The following is a 14487-nucleotide window of genomic DNA, read 5'->3' as shown; positions in this document are numbered from 1 at the left end:
GCGTCGAGGCGATTGAGCTTTTGCTTATTTCCAGTCTGTGATGCGGTCGATTGGGAAACGGACCGACGGATAGCCTTCTTCTGCGGCTTTCCCGATGGAGAGGAGCATGACCGGGAGGTAGCGTTCTTTTTCAAGACCGAACGCCTCGGCGATGTTCTTCTTGTCGTAGCCGCCGATTGGGTTCGTGTCGTAGCCGTGGGCACGGGCGACGAGCATAAGCTGCATCGCGACGAGACCTGAGTCGAGCAAGATGCTGTCTTTGATTGCTTCTTTTGGTGCGTCTTTAAAGATGCCTTTAATCATCTCGACTTGACGGTCACGGACTTCAGGAGGCATGAGGCCGCGTTCGACGGCCGAATTGAAGATCTCTTCCGTGTAGTCGGCCATTTGGTAGTCGGCGAAGATGGCGATGACGGCTGAAGACGTCTCGACTTGGCGTTTGTTGAAGCTCGCGAGCGGCAGAAGCGTCTCTTTCCCTTCGGCACTGTCAATAACGACGAAACGCCATGGCTGCAAGTTGAGGGAAGACGGAGCGGTCGTCGCTTCCTCGAGAATTTGTGTCATTTCCTCTTTTGAGATTTTAACGTTCTCGTCATAGACGCGAATCGAACGGCGTCCTTTCACAATCTCCATAAAGTCTTTCTGTGTCGTCGTGTTCATATTAAGGTCTTCCTTTCGTGTTGAATGTTGTGTTGTAACGTGTTTAACAGGTCGAGCAACTGCTGTTGCTCCTCTACCTTCATGTTTACAAAAAGTCGGTCCGATAAGCACTTCTTTTGCTCGGTCCAATGTGCGATTTTGTCTCGACCGTGATCGGTCAAATCGACATAGATGACACGGTTGTCTTTCGGACAACGTTCACGGGCAATCAGCCCTTGCGTCTCTAGTTGTTTCAAGTGACGTGTGATGGCCGCATGATCGACATCGACGCGCTGTTGCAACTCGCGTTGACGAAGCGGACCGACGTGATTCAAGTTGCTTAAAATATCGTATCGGGTCAGGCTCAGACCATCCATTTCTGAATCGAACAGCTGGCTGAGTTCTTTTTGTACAGTGATGATGTTGTAGAGAATTTGGTCGCTAGGCGAACAAGAGTCACGCATCCACAACCCTCCTTAACTCATTGATAACTCAATCATTGATAGCTCATGTAATTCATCCTAACGCCTTTGCCGTCTGACCGCAAATAAAAAGTTTTAAAAACCTGTTGCCAAACTGTTATACAATAGTCTATATTAAAGTCAACTGATATATAACAATGATGACGAGAGGAAGTGAAAGCTTGGAACGGTATAAGCAAATAGGAACTTATCATGTACATCGGGAGTTGCTCGAGTTCATTTCGGCTCGTGTATTGCCGGAAGCTGAAGCGCGCCAATCGTTTTGGCAAGGGGTTGAGCGCATCCTCGACGAGTTCATTCCTCGAAACGAGGCGTTGCTTCACGAACGTGAGGCGTTTGAGCGACTGTTACAGGAATGGTACAGCGCACACAAAGACGAGTTCGAAGTGAACGAGTACGAACGTTTCCTTCAATCGATCGGCTACATCGAACCGGTCGTCCCGGACTTTCAAATCGACGTCTCAGATGTTGATTCAGAGATCACACAGCAAGCTGGACCGCAACTCGTCGTCCCACTCGACAACGCGCGCTATGCCTTGAACGCGGCCAACGCTAGGTGGGGGAGTCTCTACGATGCCTTATACGGCACGGACGTGATCGATGAGTCGGACGGTGAAAAGACGGAGGGCTACAATCCGGTCCGAGGCGCCGCTGTCATCGCCTACGCCAAACAGTTTCTTGACGACACGTTCCCGCTTCGAGAAGGGACGCATCGCGAAGCAGAAGGATATGGCATCGAGGGTGATGCCGCTTATGCCGTCCTAAACGGGAAACGTGTCCCGTTTCGACAGCACTGTTTCGTCGGCTACGCAGGATCTCCTGAATCCCCTGACCGTCTGCTGCTCGTCCATAACGGCCTTCATGCCGAACTGAAATTCGACCGTCATCATCCGGTCGGTAAGAGCGATCCAGCAGGGCTCGTCGACATCGAGCTCGAATCGGCGCTCTCAGCGATCGTCGACTGCGAGGACTCCGTCGCAGCCGTCCGGGCCGAAGAGAAAGTTCACCTTTACGAAAACTGGCTCGGATTGATGGACGGCACACTCGAGGCCACGTTCAGGAAAGGGGACCGGTCGCTCACGCGGACGTTGAACCCTGATCGTCATTACATCGGAACGGACGGACGTGAAGTCGTGTTGCCGGGACGAGCGTTGCTCTTCATTCGAAACGTCGGTCATTTGATGACGACAGACTTGATTCTAGACGAGGAGGGACGTGAAGTGCCCGAGGGGATCTTGGACGGCATATTCACCGCTTTGATCGCAAGCCGTCACTTGGACGCCAAACGAAACTCACGTGAACGCTCCATCTATATCGTCAAACCGAAAATGCACGGTTCAACAGAAGTCGCTTTTACGAACGAGCTGTTCGACGCCATCGAGGACTTGATTCACATACCGCGTTATACGATCAAGGTCGGGGTGATGGACGAAGAGCGGCGGACGTCGCTCAACTTGAAGAATTGCATCAATCGGGTGAAGGGACGCATCGTCTTCATCAACACCGGCTTCCTCGACCGAACCGGGGACGAGATTCATACGTCGCTCACGCTTGGACCGATGCGCCGAAAAGGTGAGATGAAGACGTCAGAGTGGCTTGACGCCTACGAACGCTTGAACGTTCGTGTCGGACTCGGCGCGGGCTTCCATCGCCGGGGCCAAATCGGGAAAGGGATGTGGGCGATGCCGGACCGGATGAAAGACATGATGCGAGACAAGGTCAATCACGTCCGGTCAGGTGCCACGACCGCCTGGGTGCCATCCCCGACAGCGGCGACACTCCATGCACTTCATTACCACCAAGTCGATGCGTCCCTCATTCAACGTGAGTTGTTGGACGAACCGTTCGACACGGCGCACGAACAGCGGCGTCTGCTTACAATCCCGTTGGCGACGAACGTCTATACGACAGAGGAAGTAAACGAGGAACTTGAGAACAACTTGCAAGGGCTGCTCGGTTACGTCGTCCGCTGGGTCGAACAAGGCGTCGGCTGCTCAAAAGTGCCGGACATTCACCACATCGGGTTGATGGAAGACCGGGCAACGCTCCGCATCTCGAGCCAACACGTGGCCAATTGGCTGTACCACGGTGTCTGTACGAAACAACAAGTCGAAGCGACGCTCCGGCGTATGGCCGAAGTCGTTGACGCGCAAAATGCGGAAGACCCGCATTATCGTCCGATGACGCCAGACGTGGAACGCTCGATTGCCTATCAAGCCGCACGAGACTTGGTGTTCCAAGGAACGGATTCACCGAGTGGGTATACGGAACCGATCTTACATCGGCGCCGTCGTGAATTCATCGAACAGTCGACACGGGAAAATGTAAAAGGAGGAGCATCATCATGACAACGAAAAAACTTGAAAGTGAACAATTGATTGAACGCTGGGTCGTCCGCCGCATCGTCTCGGGAGAATCGACAGCGACGCTTGCCAATACGGCGTTCGTCTACGGGAATGATTTGATGCGTCTCGTCCTCGATCGAACAGACGGTTCCCTTCAGATCATGAGAGATCCGGTCGAAGAAGTCGTCGTTTTCCGGAAGCCAGAGGAGCGTGACGAAGAGAACGTCTGTCGTTGTTGCGGGATGGAACATTCGACGTTCAAGGCGGCGCTTGAGTGTTGTGCTTATTTGGATTAAGTGTGCACTATCTGTTATATAACAAAGTTGTATAAAATAAACTAATATAATACAGGAGGAATGACAATGAACGAACAGCGCAAACAACTCGAGGAAATGCTTCAATCAGACCGGTTTGACGGGGTCGAACGTCCGTACGGGATGGACGACGTGATGAAACTTCGAGGATCAGTATTGATCGAACACACGCTTGCGACGAAAGGGGCGGAACGGCTGTGGGAACTGCTCCATGAGCGCGATTACGTCCACGCCCTCGGCGCCCTCACCGGGAACCAAGCCATCCAACAAGTGAAGGCGGGGTTAGAGGCGATTTACTTAAGCGGCTGGCAAGTCGCTGCCGATGCGAACCTTTCAGGCCATATGTATCCAGACCAAAGCCTGTATCCGGCCAACTCGGTACCAAGTGTCGTCAAACGAATCAATCAAGCGTTGCAACGGGCCGATCAAATCCAGACGGCCGAAGGAAAAGGAAATACCCATTGGTTCGCCCCGATCGTCGCCGACATGGAAGCCGGGTTCGGCGGCGTGCTGAACGTCTTCGAACTAACGAAAGCGATGATCGAAGCGGGAGCGGCCGGTGTCCATCTCGAAGACCAACTGTCTTCGGAGAAAAAATGCGGTCACCTGGGCGGAAAAGTGCTGCTCCCGACCCAGACGGCGGTCAAAAACTTGATTTCGGCTCGTCTCGCGGCCGACGTCATGGGTGTGCCGACGATCATTGTCGCCCGGACGGATGCGCATGCGGCGAACTTGATCACGAGCGATATCGACCCGATCGACCACCCGTTCATCGTCGGTGACCGGACACCGGAAGGGTTTTACCGGACGGAAGCGGGCATCGAACAGGCCATCGCCCGTGGACTTGCCTACGCCCCGTACGCGGACCTCGTCTGGTGTGAGACGTCTGAACCAGACTTGGATGAGGCGCGCCAATTTGCAGAAGCGATTCACGCCAAATACCCGGGTAAACTGCTCGCCTACAACTGCTCGCCTTCATTCAACTGGAAGAAGAAGCTGTCGGATGACGAGATTGCCACGTTCCAACAAGAAATTGGCGCGATGGGATACAAGTTCCAATTCGTCACGCTCGCCGGTTTCCACTCGCTCAACTTCGGCATGTTCGAACTCGCACGCGGATACAAGGACCGTGGCATGGCCGCCTACTCCGAGTTGCAACAAGCCGAGTTTGCAGCCGAACAGCACGGCTACACGGCGACGCGTCACCAACGGGAAGTCGGGACCGGCTACTTCGACGAAGTATCGCTCGTCATCTCGGGTGGACAATCGTCAACGACGGCGCTCGCTGGATCGACCGAGGCCGAGCAGTTCGAAGTGAAATGACGTCAAAAAAAGATGGTGCCGCAACGGGCACCATCTTTTTTCGTTTACTTCGGAATCGTGAGCACTTGCCCGACACTGATCAAGTTGACGTTTGTAATATTGTTGGCGGCGGCAATCTTGGCGACGGTCGTGTTATAGGTTGTCGCAATCTTATAGAGCGTGTCGCCTGACTTGACCGTATACTTGACGGTCGTTGTAGGTGGCGGCGGTGTGACGGTCGTACCTGGGATAATCAACACTTGTCCGACGTAAATCGAGTTGACGTTCGTGATATTGTTAGCGGCGGCGATTTTCGCGACAGTTGTCTTATACAAGGTAGCGATCTTATAGAGGGTGTCGCCTGACTTGACCGTATACTTGACGGTCGTCGTAGGTGGCGGCGGTGTGACGGTCGTACCTGGGATGATCAACACTTGTCCGACCGAAATCAAGTTGTAGTTCGTGATTTTGTTAGCGGCAGCGAGCGCAGCGACTGTGACGTTGTAAGCCCGGGCGATGCTGTAGAGTGTATCACCTGATTTGACGGTATACGTTTTACTAGTAGACGTGTTTTGATAAGCGAGCAGTTGGGAGACGGTGACGAACTTGTAACCTTTCGCTTTCAATTGTGAGATCATCGTCGGCAAGGCGAGCGGTGTGCCCGGTGCGCCTGCGCCGGTGTGCATCAAGACGATTGAGCCAGGTTTGATATTCGTTTGAACTTTTGTATTGATTTGACTTGCAGTGAGGCCTTTCCAGTCGATGGTGTCAATGTTCCACTGGATTGTGTAGCCGTAGCCGGCAGCACCGACACCGTTCAAGACAGCGCTATTGACGGCACCGAACGGGGCCCGGAAAATCGGTTTTGTCGTCTTGCCGGTGAGTGACTTGACGATTGCTTCCGTCCGGTCGAGCTCTGTTTTCATTTGAGTGGCGGTCAATTTTGTGAAATCTGGATGGCTGTAGGAGTGGTTACCGAGTTGGTGACCTTTGGCTGCGATGTTTTTAATGTATTGGGGGTGATGGTTGGCGCCTGATCCAGTTAAGAAGAAAGTGGCTTTGACGTTGTTCTTCGCGAGTATGTCCAAAATCTTGTTCGTATTCGCACCATCCGCCCCATCATCGAACGTCAATGCCACGACTTTACTGGTGGTGTTCACGCTCGTTATAAATTTCGAAGCGGCGGCGTCGGCTGATTTTGGATAAGTGACTAACGGTGCCAACATGATCAACAAGGCCATTAATACACGTACGAACCTGCTCTTCATTTTCCTTTCGCCTCCATTCATGGTGTATGTATCTTGATGTTAAGGCTTTCCAAATATTGAGCTGTATATATATTTTATATACCCCGTTTCAGACAATTCCATCAAAAAACCTAAAATTAGACAAAGGAATTTTTGGCGACAGTCTCTCAAAATATGTGTGCAATTTATGAGCGTGGGGAGTGGCGAATATCACACAATCCTCACACATTCCCGGAAAAAGGATGGTATCATGAACAAAGTGTGAAACATGTAAGCGATTAAATAGGGGGATGTATGATGAAACAAACAATGATGAGTTTGGGACTGGCGACAAGTCTCGCTAGTGTATTGGTGCTTGGGGCTTGTGGGTCCGAACAAGCGAATAATGCGTCTGAAACCGTCCAATCGATGGAACCGGTCGAAGCCGAATTGAACGTGCCAGCGACAGCGGATAAAGGGGAAACCGTCACGCTCTCGGTACGCGTCACCCAAGAAGGCGAGGCGGTCGACGATGCCGACGAAATCAAATTCGAAGTATGGAAGAACGGGGCGAAAGAAGATAGCGAGATGATGAAAGCATCATTGACTGAGGATGGGGTATACGAGGTCGACACGACGTTCGCTGATGAAGCGGTGTATACCGTGCAAGTGCATGTGACGGCACGATCGATGCACACGATGCCGACGACGAACGTCACGGTCGGCCATCCGGAAACGGCGGCGGAAGCGGAACAAGAGAGCGACCATCATCACCATGCCGGCGCTGACATTGTGCTTGAACCGAAACAAGCGACGGTAAACGAACCGCAACCGTTTAACGTGAACGTTGAGATTGATCACGAGACGCTTACGGGTGCTGACGTCCAATTGGAAGTGTTTAAAGACGGGGCAGAGAAGCATGAGTGGGTGAAACTTGAAGAGACGGATGGGGTGTACACAGGGGAGCACACGTTCATCGAGACTGGCTCGTACAACGTTCAAGTCCATGTCACAAAAGGGCACGACATCCATGAGCACATTATGGAAACAATTGAAGTCAAATAAAAAATCGATCGGCCGCGGCCGATCGATTTTTCTTATGCGTTTTGGTAAAGGGATTCGACTTGCTGTTGGAGCGATTCGTTCTCGAGGAACTGATCATACGTCGCTTCTTTGTCGACAATCCCGTTCGGCGTCACTTCGATAATGCGCGTGGCGATCGTCGAGATGAGCTGATGGTCATGCGAGCTGAAGAGGAGTACGCCTTTGAACGTCTCGAGGCCGTTGTTGAGCGCTGTGATCGATTCGAGGTCCAAGTGGTTCGTCGGATCGTCAAGGACGAGCACGTTCGAGTTCGAGAGCATCATCTTCGAGAGCATGCAACGCACTTTCTCTCCCCCTGAAAGGACAGACGCTTTCTTCATGACTTCTTCGCCTGAGAAGAGCATGCGTCCGAGGAAACCACGGAGGAACGTGTCTGACTCGTCTGCTGGTGAGAACTGGCGTAACCAATCCAAGATGCTCTTATCCGAGCCTTCGAAGTATTCCGAGTTGTCTTTCGGGAAGTACGACTGAGTCGTCGTCACGCCCCATTTGACCGTACCCGTGTCTGGCTCCATCTCACCCATCATGATTTTGAAAAGTGTCGTGATGGCGACGTCGTTGCGGCCGACGAAAGCGACCTTGTCCGTCTTGTTCAGTGAGAACGTCACGTTGTCGAGCACTTTGACACCGTCAATCGTCTTCGAGACGTTATCGACGTACAAGACGTCATTTCCGATTTCACGTTCCATCGAGAAACCGACGAACGGGTAACGGCGTGATGACGGACGGATGTCGTCAAGCGTGATCTTATCGAGCAACTTCTTCCGCGACGTCGCTTGACGCGCCTTCGAGGCGTTCGAGCTGAAACGGGCGATGAAGTTTTGAAGTTCTTTGATCTTCTCTTCTTTTTTCTTGTTTTGGTCGTTGGCCATACGTGAAGCGAGCTGGCTCGACTCGTACCAGAAGTCGTAGTTTCCGACGTACAGTTGAATCTTTCCGAAGTCGAGGTCAGCCATGTGCGTACAGACTTTGTTCAAGAAGTGACGGTCGTGGGAAACGACGATGACAGTGTTCTCAAAGTTGATCAAGAACTCTTCAAGCCATTGGATCGCTTTGATGTCAAGTCCGTTCGTCGGCTCATCGAGGAGCAAGATGTCTGGCTTACCGAATAGTGCTTGGGCAAGGAGAACCTTGACCTTCTCGCCGCCCGTGAGCTCACTCATGAGCTTATGGTGCGACGCGTCTGTGATGCCGAGTCCTTGAAGAACCATCGCCGCTTCCGACTCAGCTTCCCAACCGTTCATCTCAGCGAATTCACCTTCGAGTTCAGCGGCACGCATGCCGTCCTCGTCAGAGAAATCTTCCTTCATATAAATCGCATCTTTTTCTTTCATGACTTGGTATAAGCGTTCGTGACCCATGATCACCGTCTCGAGAACGGCTTGATCTTCGTACGCGTAATGGTCCTGCTTGAGGACAGCGAGACGTTCGCCCGGTGAGAAGCTGACGTCACCTGTTGTTGTCTCTTGCTCGCCAGCAAGAATTTTTAAGAATGTTGATTTTCCGGCACCGTTTGCGCCGATCAATCCGTAACAGTTGCCTGGTGTGAACTTGATGTTCACGTCTTCGAACAACTTGCGTCCACCGAATTGAAGACTTACGTTATTTACTGTAATCATGTATGGTATCCCTCGTTTTTCTGATTAGTTTACGACGTGTATTGTATCACGTTTTTTGAAAACGCGCAGTGATGGGTAAAGATGAAACAAAAGTTGACAAGCTTCGTAGAAGAAAATTAGGGGGGAAAGACTATGAAAACATCGTTATCGCTTCGCGAAGCGTGGAGCAGCTACTATCGAAAAGACTTCTTTCGTCTGCTCGTCATCTTCATTGTGACGAGCATCGCGTCCTATTTTATCTTCCGCTCATTCGTCACGAGTGAACAGGTTGAAGAGATTTTGAAGCAGATCGGTGACATGTTCGAGTCACGTGGACTGACGTTCGATACGAGTGCGTTCGACACGATGGTCGCGCTCTTTATCAATAACACACGCGTCACGTTGCTCGCATTTTTGTTCGGTCTGGTCCCGCTGTTTCTTCCGTATATATTCGTCGTCGTCAACGCTGCCATCATCGGACTCGTGGCGATGATCGTCGATTTTTCCGGAGAATCGGTCGTGAAAGTCATCGCGCTCGGCATCTTGCCGCACGGTATCACCGAAATTTCAGCCATCTTGCTCGGAGCGGCGATGGGGTTGTCGCTCAACCGCCATATTTGGAAGAAGATGCGGGGGGAAGAGACGGACGTCACGTTCAAAGCGCTCTTCTTTGCCGGTGTGAAGACATTCTTATTGATTGCGGTGCCGCTCCTCGCGATTTCTGCCGTCATCGAGGCGTACGTCACGCCACTCTTGTTACAGTGAAACAGCCATCGTGTGATGGCTGTTTTTATTGTGCCGTCGTCGTCTCGAAGCAGCGGAGCAGTGTGATGCCTTCCGGAGAGAGGCGAGCGTTCAGTTGCCATACTTCGAGCCCGTCCGGAATTGCGGCACGCAACGTTCGACGGAGCGCGCCATCGTTTCTTCGGTTCGGATTGCCGGTGAAAACAGGTGCATCGTACAAGAAGACATACAACAAGACCGCGCGTCCGTTCTGTTCGAGCGATTGAATGAGCGTGTCTAGGTGGCGAGCGAGGCGTTTCGTCTCGACGGGCGTATGTGCTATTTTCTGTGCGAAGTGAGGGAGCGGCGTCACGAACAGTTCGGTGAGCGGCATTTTCACTTCCATCAGTATGCCATCGACGGCGAAGTCAATGCGTGAGTCGTAGTGTGCGATTTCGCGTTCGATGTATGTCGGCTTAGGAAAAAGCGGTAAACGCGATTCACCTAACAGATGCGCGACGTAATCGTTGACGCGACCTTGGTGAATGCCGATCCATTGCGCATCATCAATCGAGATGGCCTCGACCGTGAAGCGGGTCGTGCGGGTCGTCTCGTCTGCCCGTGAGACGAGACACGGTACCCCTTCGAAGACGACATCACCAATTCGCCCTGTGACCGGACAGTGGCACGCGACGATCTCATCATCAAGCAACACGTCCATGACGAAGCGGTTGCGCCGTTTGACGATCGTTCCTTCGAGCAACGGGTGTTCAAAGCGAAACATCAGTCGGCTCGCGTGACCGTCGTGTCGAGTTCGAATGACACGTTACCGGCCAAGGCGCGTGAAATCATGCAACTGTCCTTCGCTTTCTTGGCGATGCGTTCGACGAGGATGATGTCGCGGTCTGTCGCCGTCTCTGGTACGTTGATGCGCGTGGTATAACGAATCGTCTCATACGTGAAGACGCCGTTCGTCACGTCGACGATTCCTTCAGCGTCAATCGAGATGCCTTGATGTGACAAGTCGCTTCGTCCGAGCATGGCCGCGAGGGTGATGATATAGCAAGTCGCCGCAGCGCCGAGAAGCATTTCGTCCGGGTTCGTCCCGATGCCTGGTCCGTCCATTTCCGGGGGAATGGAGATCTGCGTCTTCAATCGTTCCGCTTCGATCGTGCCGACGTCGTTTCGTCCGCCGGTCCAATCGAGGTTCATGTGAAAGGTGTGTTTCATAAAAAAATCGCCTCCAATATCTCTAGTGTAGAAGAGAATGGTTGGAGGCGCATAAATTATGCTCGCGCGCGTTCGGCGACCGTGCGAAGTGTCTGAATGATGACATGGGTCGCTTTTTCCATGTTGTTGACCGAGACGTACTCGAACTTTCCGTGGTAGTTCTCGCCGCCAGTGAAGATGTTCGGCGTCGGGAGACCCATATAAGACAGTTGCGAGCCGTCCGTTCCGCCGCGAATCGGTTCGATTTTTGGTTCGATGCCAAGGTCGCGCATGACGTCGGCGACCGTGTCGACGATATGTTTCACCGGCACAATCTTCTCGGCCATGTTGTAGTATTGGTCATCCATCTTCAAATCGATGCGCGCTGCACCGTATTTCTGCTTCCATTCCGTGACGAGCTTCTCGAGCAACACTTTGCGTGCCTCGAACTTCGCTTTGTCGTGGTCGCGGATGATGTATTGGAGCGTCGTCGTCTCGACGTCGCCCGAGAACCCGTTCAAGTGGAAGAAACCTTCGTACTCGCTCGTATGCTCCGGTGCCTCGTCGGCCGGGAGGCGGTTATGGAACGCCATCGCCAGCTTCATCGAGTTGACCATTTTGTTCTTTGCGCTGCCCGGGTGGACGTTCGTTCCGTGGAACGTCACGGTCGCGCCGGCCGCGTTGAAGCTCTCAAACTGCAGTTCACCGAGCGGTCCGCCGTCCATCGTGTAGGCGAAATCGGCATTGAAGCGCTTGACGTCGAATTTGTGTGGGCCGCGTCCGATTTCTTCGTCCGGTGTGAAGGCGATACGGACCGGTCCGTGGGGAATCTCGGGATGGGCGAGCAAGTACTCGACCGCGGTGACGATTTCGGCGATGCCCGCTTTGTCATCGGCCCCGAGGAGCGTCGTCCCGTCCGTCGTCATGAGCGTGTGCCCGACGTACCCGTCAAGCTCTGGGAAGTCTTTCGGTGACAGGATGACACCGAGCGCCTCGTTCAAGACGATGTCGCCGCCTGCATAATGTTCGACGAGTTGTGGATTGACGTTCGTCCCGGTGAAGTCGGTCGCCGTATCAACGTGAGCGAGAAGCCCGATCGTCGGCACGTCAAAGTCGACGTTGCTTGGAAGTGTCGCGAACAAGTAGCCATACTCATCCGTCTCGACGTCATCCAACCCAAGTGCTTTTAACTCGGCTTCAAGATGGCGAATTAAATCCCATTGTTTTGCCGTCGACGGTGTCGTCTCACTCGTGAAGTCAGATTGTGTGTCAATCTTGGCGTACGTCATCAACCGTTCGATCAATTTTGATTGCATAAAAAATACCTCCCCAAATCGTTTCTCATCCGTTTTAGTGTAGCACGGGAGGCGTTTGAGGAAGTATCAAAATTGTTTGAAAATAAGACGAGTGTCTACCTTTCCGTCTGTTATCTAAATTAGGCGAGCTCAAATTGAAAAGAAGAGGGGAAGCAGGTACGGGAGTAAAAATGACGTAAAAATGGCCGAGAGTCCCATCGCGGCTCCGCCTGTCGCGCCCGATAGCGGATGTTCCGTCGCGGCTTGAGCCGTCCCGATGCCGTGACTGATCGTCCCGAGGGCGAGTCCGCGCGTGAACGGATCACTCACATGGAAGATCGTCAGAATCATCGGTCCAATCATGGCGCCGAGTATGCCGCAGGCGACTGTGATCGAAGCGGCGAGCGCCGCGTCTCCTTGAAGCTGTCGCGCAAGTTCGAGGGCGATTGGAGCCGTGACCGATTTGACTGAGAGTCCGATGAGCACTTTGTCTGTCAATGTAAGGGCTGTGCCAACTAGGACGGCGACAAGAATGGTCGAGACCGTGCCGGCAAGGATGGCGCTAAGGGCGCGTTTTGCCCGCGCGAGCAACGTCGGCAAGTTGCGATAGAGCGGCAAGCCTAACGCGACCGTCGCCGGGCCGAGCAAGATGGTGATGAGATCTTTGGCTGGTTCATATACGCTGTATGGCTGATCGAAGAGCAAGAGCAGCGTAATCAAGAAAGTCGTGCTTAAAAAGACGACGTTCGTGAACGGGGACGCCCATTTAAACGACAACTTCCGACCGACGAGATAGACGGCGATCGTAACGAGTACCCAAAATATCGTCATGATGTCTCACCTCGTCTACCTGAAATGACTGCGGTCACGATGAGTCCGACAAGCAGACTGATGAGTAAGGCGATAAAGAGCGGGATGCCCTCTGCCTGTAACAGGTCGCGATAAGACATGAGCCCGACCGCGATCGGAATAAAGAAAAAAGCGAGGTGTTTCGTCAAAAAACCGGCGCTGTCCTCAATCCATTCGACGCGGATCACTTTCGTCATGAGCAACAGCAACAGCAGTACCATCCCGATGACGTTTCCTGGCACGCTCCATGCGAGCGTCGCGACGATCCAGTTGCCAAGCGCACTTAATCCGAATAAGAGCGAAAGGCCGATAATCCATTTAATCAAAAGTTGCATGCGTGACATCCTTTCGCGTATAAGTTCAAAACGTATGCATTTTCTCAAGCTTTCACGCCACGGTCAAGATAGAGGCTAGTCAAAAAAAGATAATGGGTACATACGTTCGGTGTGGTACACTACTTTCATCATAACTAAATGGGGTGCGAAGATGGAACTACAATCGGTAAAGCAGTGGATCGAGTCGCGGGGGCTTGAGCATAAAGAAGAAATCATAGCAGCGTTCAAGAAACGCATCAATTTGAAGCTCATACCGCGAACGACGCGGGAAGAAGTCGCGATTGGACACTCCAAGTTTGGCGGGTATCCGGATTTAGTAAGTGCAGACGAGCATCCAGGAGAGAATTTGACGTTTTTGGCTCAGTTCCGGTTGAGCGATTTCGCTGGATGCGAATCGGTTGAGGCTCTCCCGAAAGAAGGGTTGTTGTCTTTCTTTTACGATGTGGATGAACAACCGTGGGGAGATGCGGACGAACGGCATTTATGGCGTGTCGTCTACACGAGAGAGACGATGCTCGAGCGTGTTCGAATCGGCGAGGCGCTCAACGAACGTGCCGTCACGTTCGAGGAAAGCTATGCCCCGATTGTCGACACGTTGCTCGAACTCATGACAGAGGACGATTTCACGGCGATGGAAGAATTGTTCGATGAAGGGGACGTGCATGCGATTGGCGGACATCCGGATGCGGTTCAAAACGACGTATTCGAAGAGGTGGAAGAGACGTACGGGAAGAAATTCCGTGACCCGTTCTTGCTCTTTCAAATGGACTCGACGGAAGAGCTTGACGTCATGTTCGGCGATGTCGGCATCCTCTATTTCCTCATCCCGACCGAAGCGCTCCGAGTGAAGCGCTTTGAAGAGACGGAAATCATTATGCAATGTTATTGAACAGAAAAGAGAGTTGACCGCAGATGGTCAACTCTCTTCAGACTGTAGACAAAACATTGTCTGCAGTCTTTTTTATTTGCCCGACCGGGCACAGCTCGCTTTTCTGGGGGCAAGCAGGGAGCCGCATCGCGACTTTGTCGCTGCTGGGTCTCCCTTCGCTTGCTGATCCCCTGGAAG

General features: G+C 52.7%; 15 protein-coding genes. 6 read left to right on the top strand and 9 right to left on the bottom strand.

The annotated features are described in order from the left end of the window. Nucleotides 1–24: 24 nt before the first annotated feature. Together JJU47_RS05890 and JJU47_RS05885 are read right to left on the bottom strand one after the other, a co-directional pair. Nucleotides 25–660 (bottom strand): nitroreductase family protein, encoded by a 636-nt coding sequence (locus JJU47_RS05890; RefSeq protein WP_228617065.1) that lies wholly within the window; start codon nucleotides 658–660, stop codon nucleotides 25–27. Further along, nucleotides 657–1103, bottom strand: coding sequence for a MarR family winged helix-turn-helix transcriptional regulator (locus JJU47_RS05885; protein WP_228617063.1), 447 nt, complete (start codon nucleotides 1101–1103; stop codon nucleotides 657–659). The genes JJU47_RS05890 and JJU47_RS05885 overlap by 4 nt, the downstream gene beginning before the upstream one ends. Nucleotides 1104–1282: 179 nt before the next feature. On the opposite strand from JJU47_RS05885, the gene JJU47_RS05880 reads away from it, so the two are divergent. The 3 genes from JJU47_RS05880 to aceA all read left to right on the top strand — a co-directional run bounded on the left by JJU47_RS05880 (nucleotide 1283) and on the right by aceA (nucleotide 5103). Continuing rightward, complete coding sequence (locus JJU47_RS05880) at nucleotides 1283–3469, top strand: malate synthase G (protein ID WP_228617060.1); 2187 nt, start codon at nucleotides 1283–1285, stop codon at nucleotides 3467–3469. Further along, nucleotides 3466–3762: a hypothetical protein gene (locus JJU47_RS05875; protein WP_228617057.1), complete on the top strand. Its 297-nt coding sequence runs from the start codon at nucleotides 3466–3468 to the stop codon at nucleotides 3760–3762. Before JJU47_RS05880 ends, JJU47_RS05875 begins: the two co-directional genes overlap by 4 nt. Before the next feature lie 66 nt (nucleotides 3763–3828). Further along, nucleotides 3829–5103, top strand: coding sequence for an isocitrate lyase (aceA, locus tag JJU47_RS05870; protein ID WP_483298119.1), 1275 nt, complete (start codon nucleotides 3829–3831; stop codon nucleotides 5101–5103). A gap of 44 nt (nucleotides 5104–5147) precedes the next feature. On the opposite strand, the gene JJU47_RS05865 is transcribed toward aceA, so the two are convergent. Beyond that, entirely contained in the window at nucleotides 5148–6350 is a 1203-nt protein-coding gene (locus JJU47_RS05865) for a LysM peptidoglycan-binding domain-containing protein (protein WP_228617052.1), read from the bottom strand. Nucleotides 6351–6626: 276 nt separating this feature from the next. On the opposite strand from JJU47_RS05865, the gene JJU47_RS05860 reads away from it, so the two are divergent. Continuing rightward, nucleotides 6627–7373, top strand: a complete 747-nt coding sequence (locus tag JJU47_RS05860) for a FixH family protein (RefSeq protein ID WP_228617050.1) — start codon at nucleotides 6627–6629, stop codon at nucleotides 7371–7373. Between the two features lie 32 nt (nucleotides 7374–7405). On the opposite strand, the gene JJU47_RS05855 is transcribed toward JJU47_RS05860, so the two are convergent. Then, entirely contained in the window at nucleotides 7406–9031 is a 1626-nt protein-coding gene (locus tag JJU47_RS05855; protein ID WP_228617048.1) for an ABC-F family ATP-binding cassette domain-containing protein, read from the bottom strand. A gap of 132 nt (nucleotides 9032–9163) precedes the next feature. Between JJU47_RS05855 and JJU47_RS05850 the strand changes: the two genes are divergently transcribed. Continuing rightward, the gene (locus JJU47_RS05850; protein WP_228617045.1) at nucleotides 9164–9775 is read left to right on the top strand and encodes a stage II sporulation protein M; all 612 of its coding nucleotides are present in this window, start codon (nucleotides 9164–9166) and stop codon (nucleotides 9773–9775) included. A gap of 25 nt (nucleotides 9776–9800) precedes the next feature. On the opposite strand, the gene JJU47_RS05845 is transcribed toward JJU47_RS05850, so the two are convergent. The 5 genes from JJU47_RS05845 to JJU47_RS05825 all read right to left on the bottom strand — a co-directional run bounded on the left by JJU47_RS05845 (nucleotide 9801) and on the right by JJU47_RS05825 (nucleotide 13421). Further along, on the bottom strand, nucleotides 9801–10517 hold the full coding sequence (locus tag JJU47_RS05845; protein ID WP_228617043.1) for a DNA/RNA nuclease SfsA: 717 nt from the start codon (nucleotides 10515–10517) through the stop codon (nucleotides 9801–9803). Continuing rightward, on the bottom strand, nucleotides 10517–10963 hold the full coding sequence (locus JJU47_RS05840; RefSeq protein ID WP_228617040.1) for an SACOL1771 family peroxiredoxin: 447 nt from the start codon (nucleotides 10961–10963) through the stop codon (nucleotides 10517–10519). The genes JJU47_RS05845 and JJU47_RS05840 overlap by 1 nt, the downstream gene beginning before the upstream one ends. 56 nt (nucleotides 10964–11019) lie before the next feature. Then, nucleotides 11020–12258: a peptidase T gene (pepT, locus tag JJU47_RS05835; RefSeq protein ID WP_228617038.1), complete on the bottom strand. Its 1239-nt coding sequence runs from the start codon at nucleotides 12256–12258 to the stop codon at nucleotides 11020–11022. 129 nt (nucleotides 12259–12387) lie between these two features. Further along, nucleotides 12388–13068: an LrgB family protein gene (locus JJU47_RS05830; protein WP_228617035.1), complete on the bottom strand. Its 681-nt coding sequence runs from the start codon at nucleotides 13066–13068 to the stop codon at nucleotides 12388–12390. Further along, nucleotides 13065–13421, bottom strand: coding sequence for a CidA/LrgA family protein (locus JJU47_RS05825; protein WP_228617032.1), 357 nt, complete (start codon nucleotides 13419–13421; stop codon nucleotides 13065–13067). Before JJU47_RS05825 ends, JJU47_RS05830 begins: the two co-directional genes overlap by 4 nt. A gap of 151 nt (nucleotides 13422–13572) precedes the next feature. Here JJU47_RS05825 and JJU47_RS05820 point away from each other — a divergent pair, with 151 nt between their 5' ends. Beyond that, entirely contained in the window at nucleotides 13573–14310 is a 738-nt protein-coding gene (locus tag JJU47_RS05820) for a YwqG family protein (protein WP_228617029.1), read from the top strand. Nucleotides 14311–14487 lie beyond the last annotated feature (177 nt).

The organism is Exiguobacterium sp. (assembly GCF_020832205.1).
Lineage (GTDB): Bacteria > Bacillota > Bacilli > Exiguobacteriales > Exiguobacteriaceae > Exiguobacterium.
This window is presented reverse-complemented; position numbering and strand designations above follow the sequence as displayed.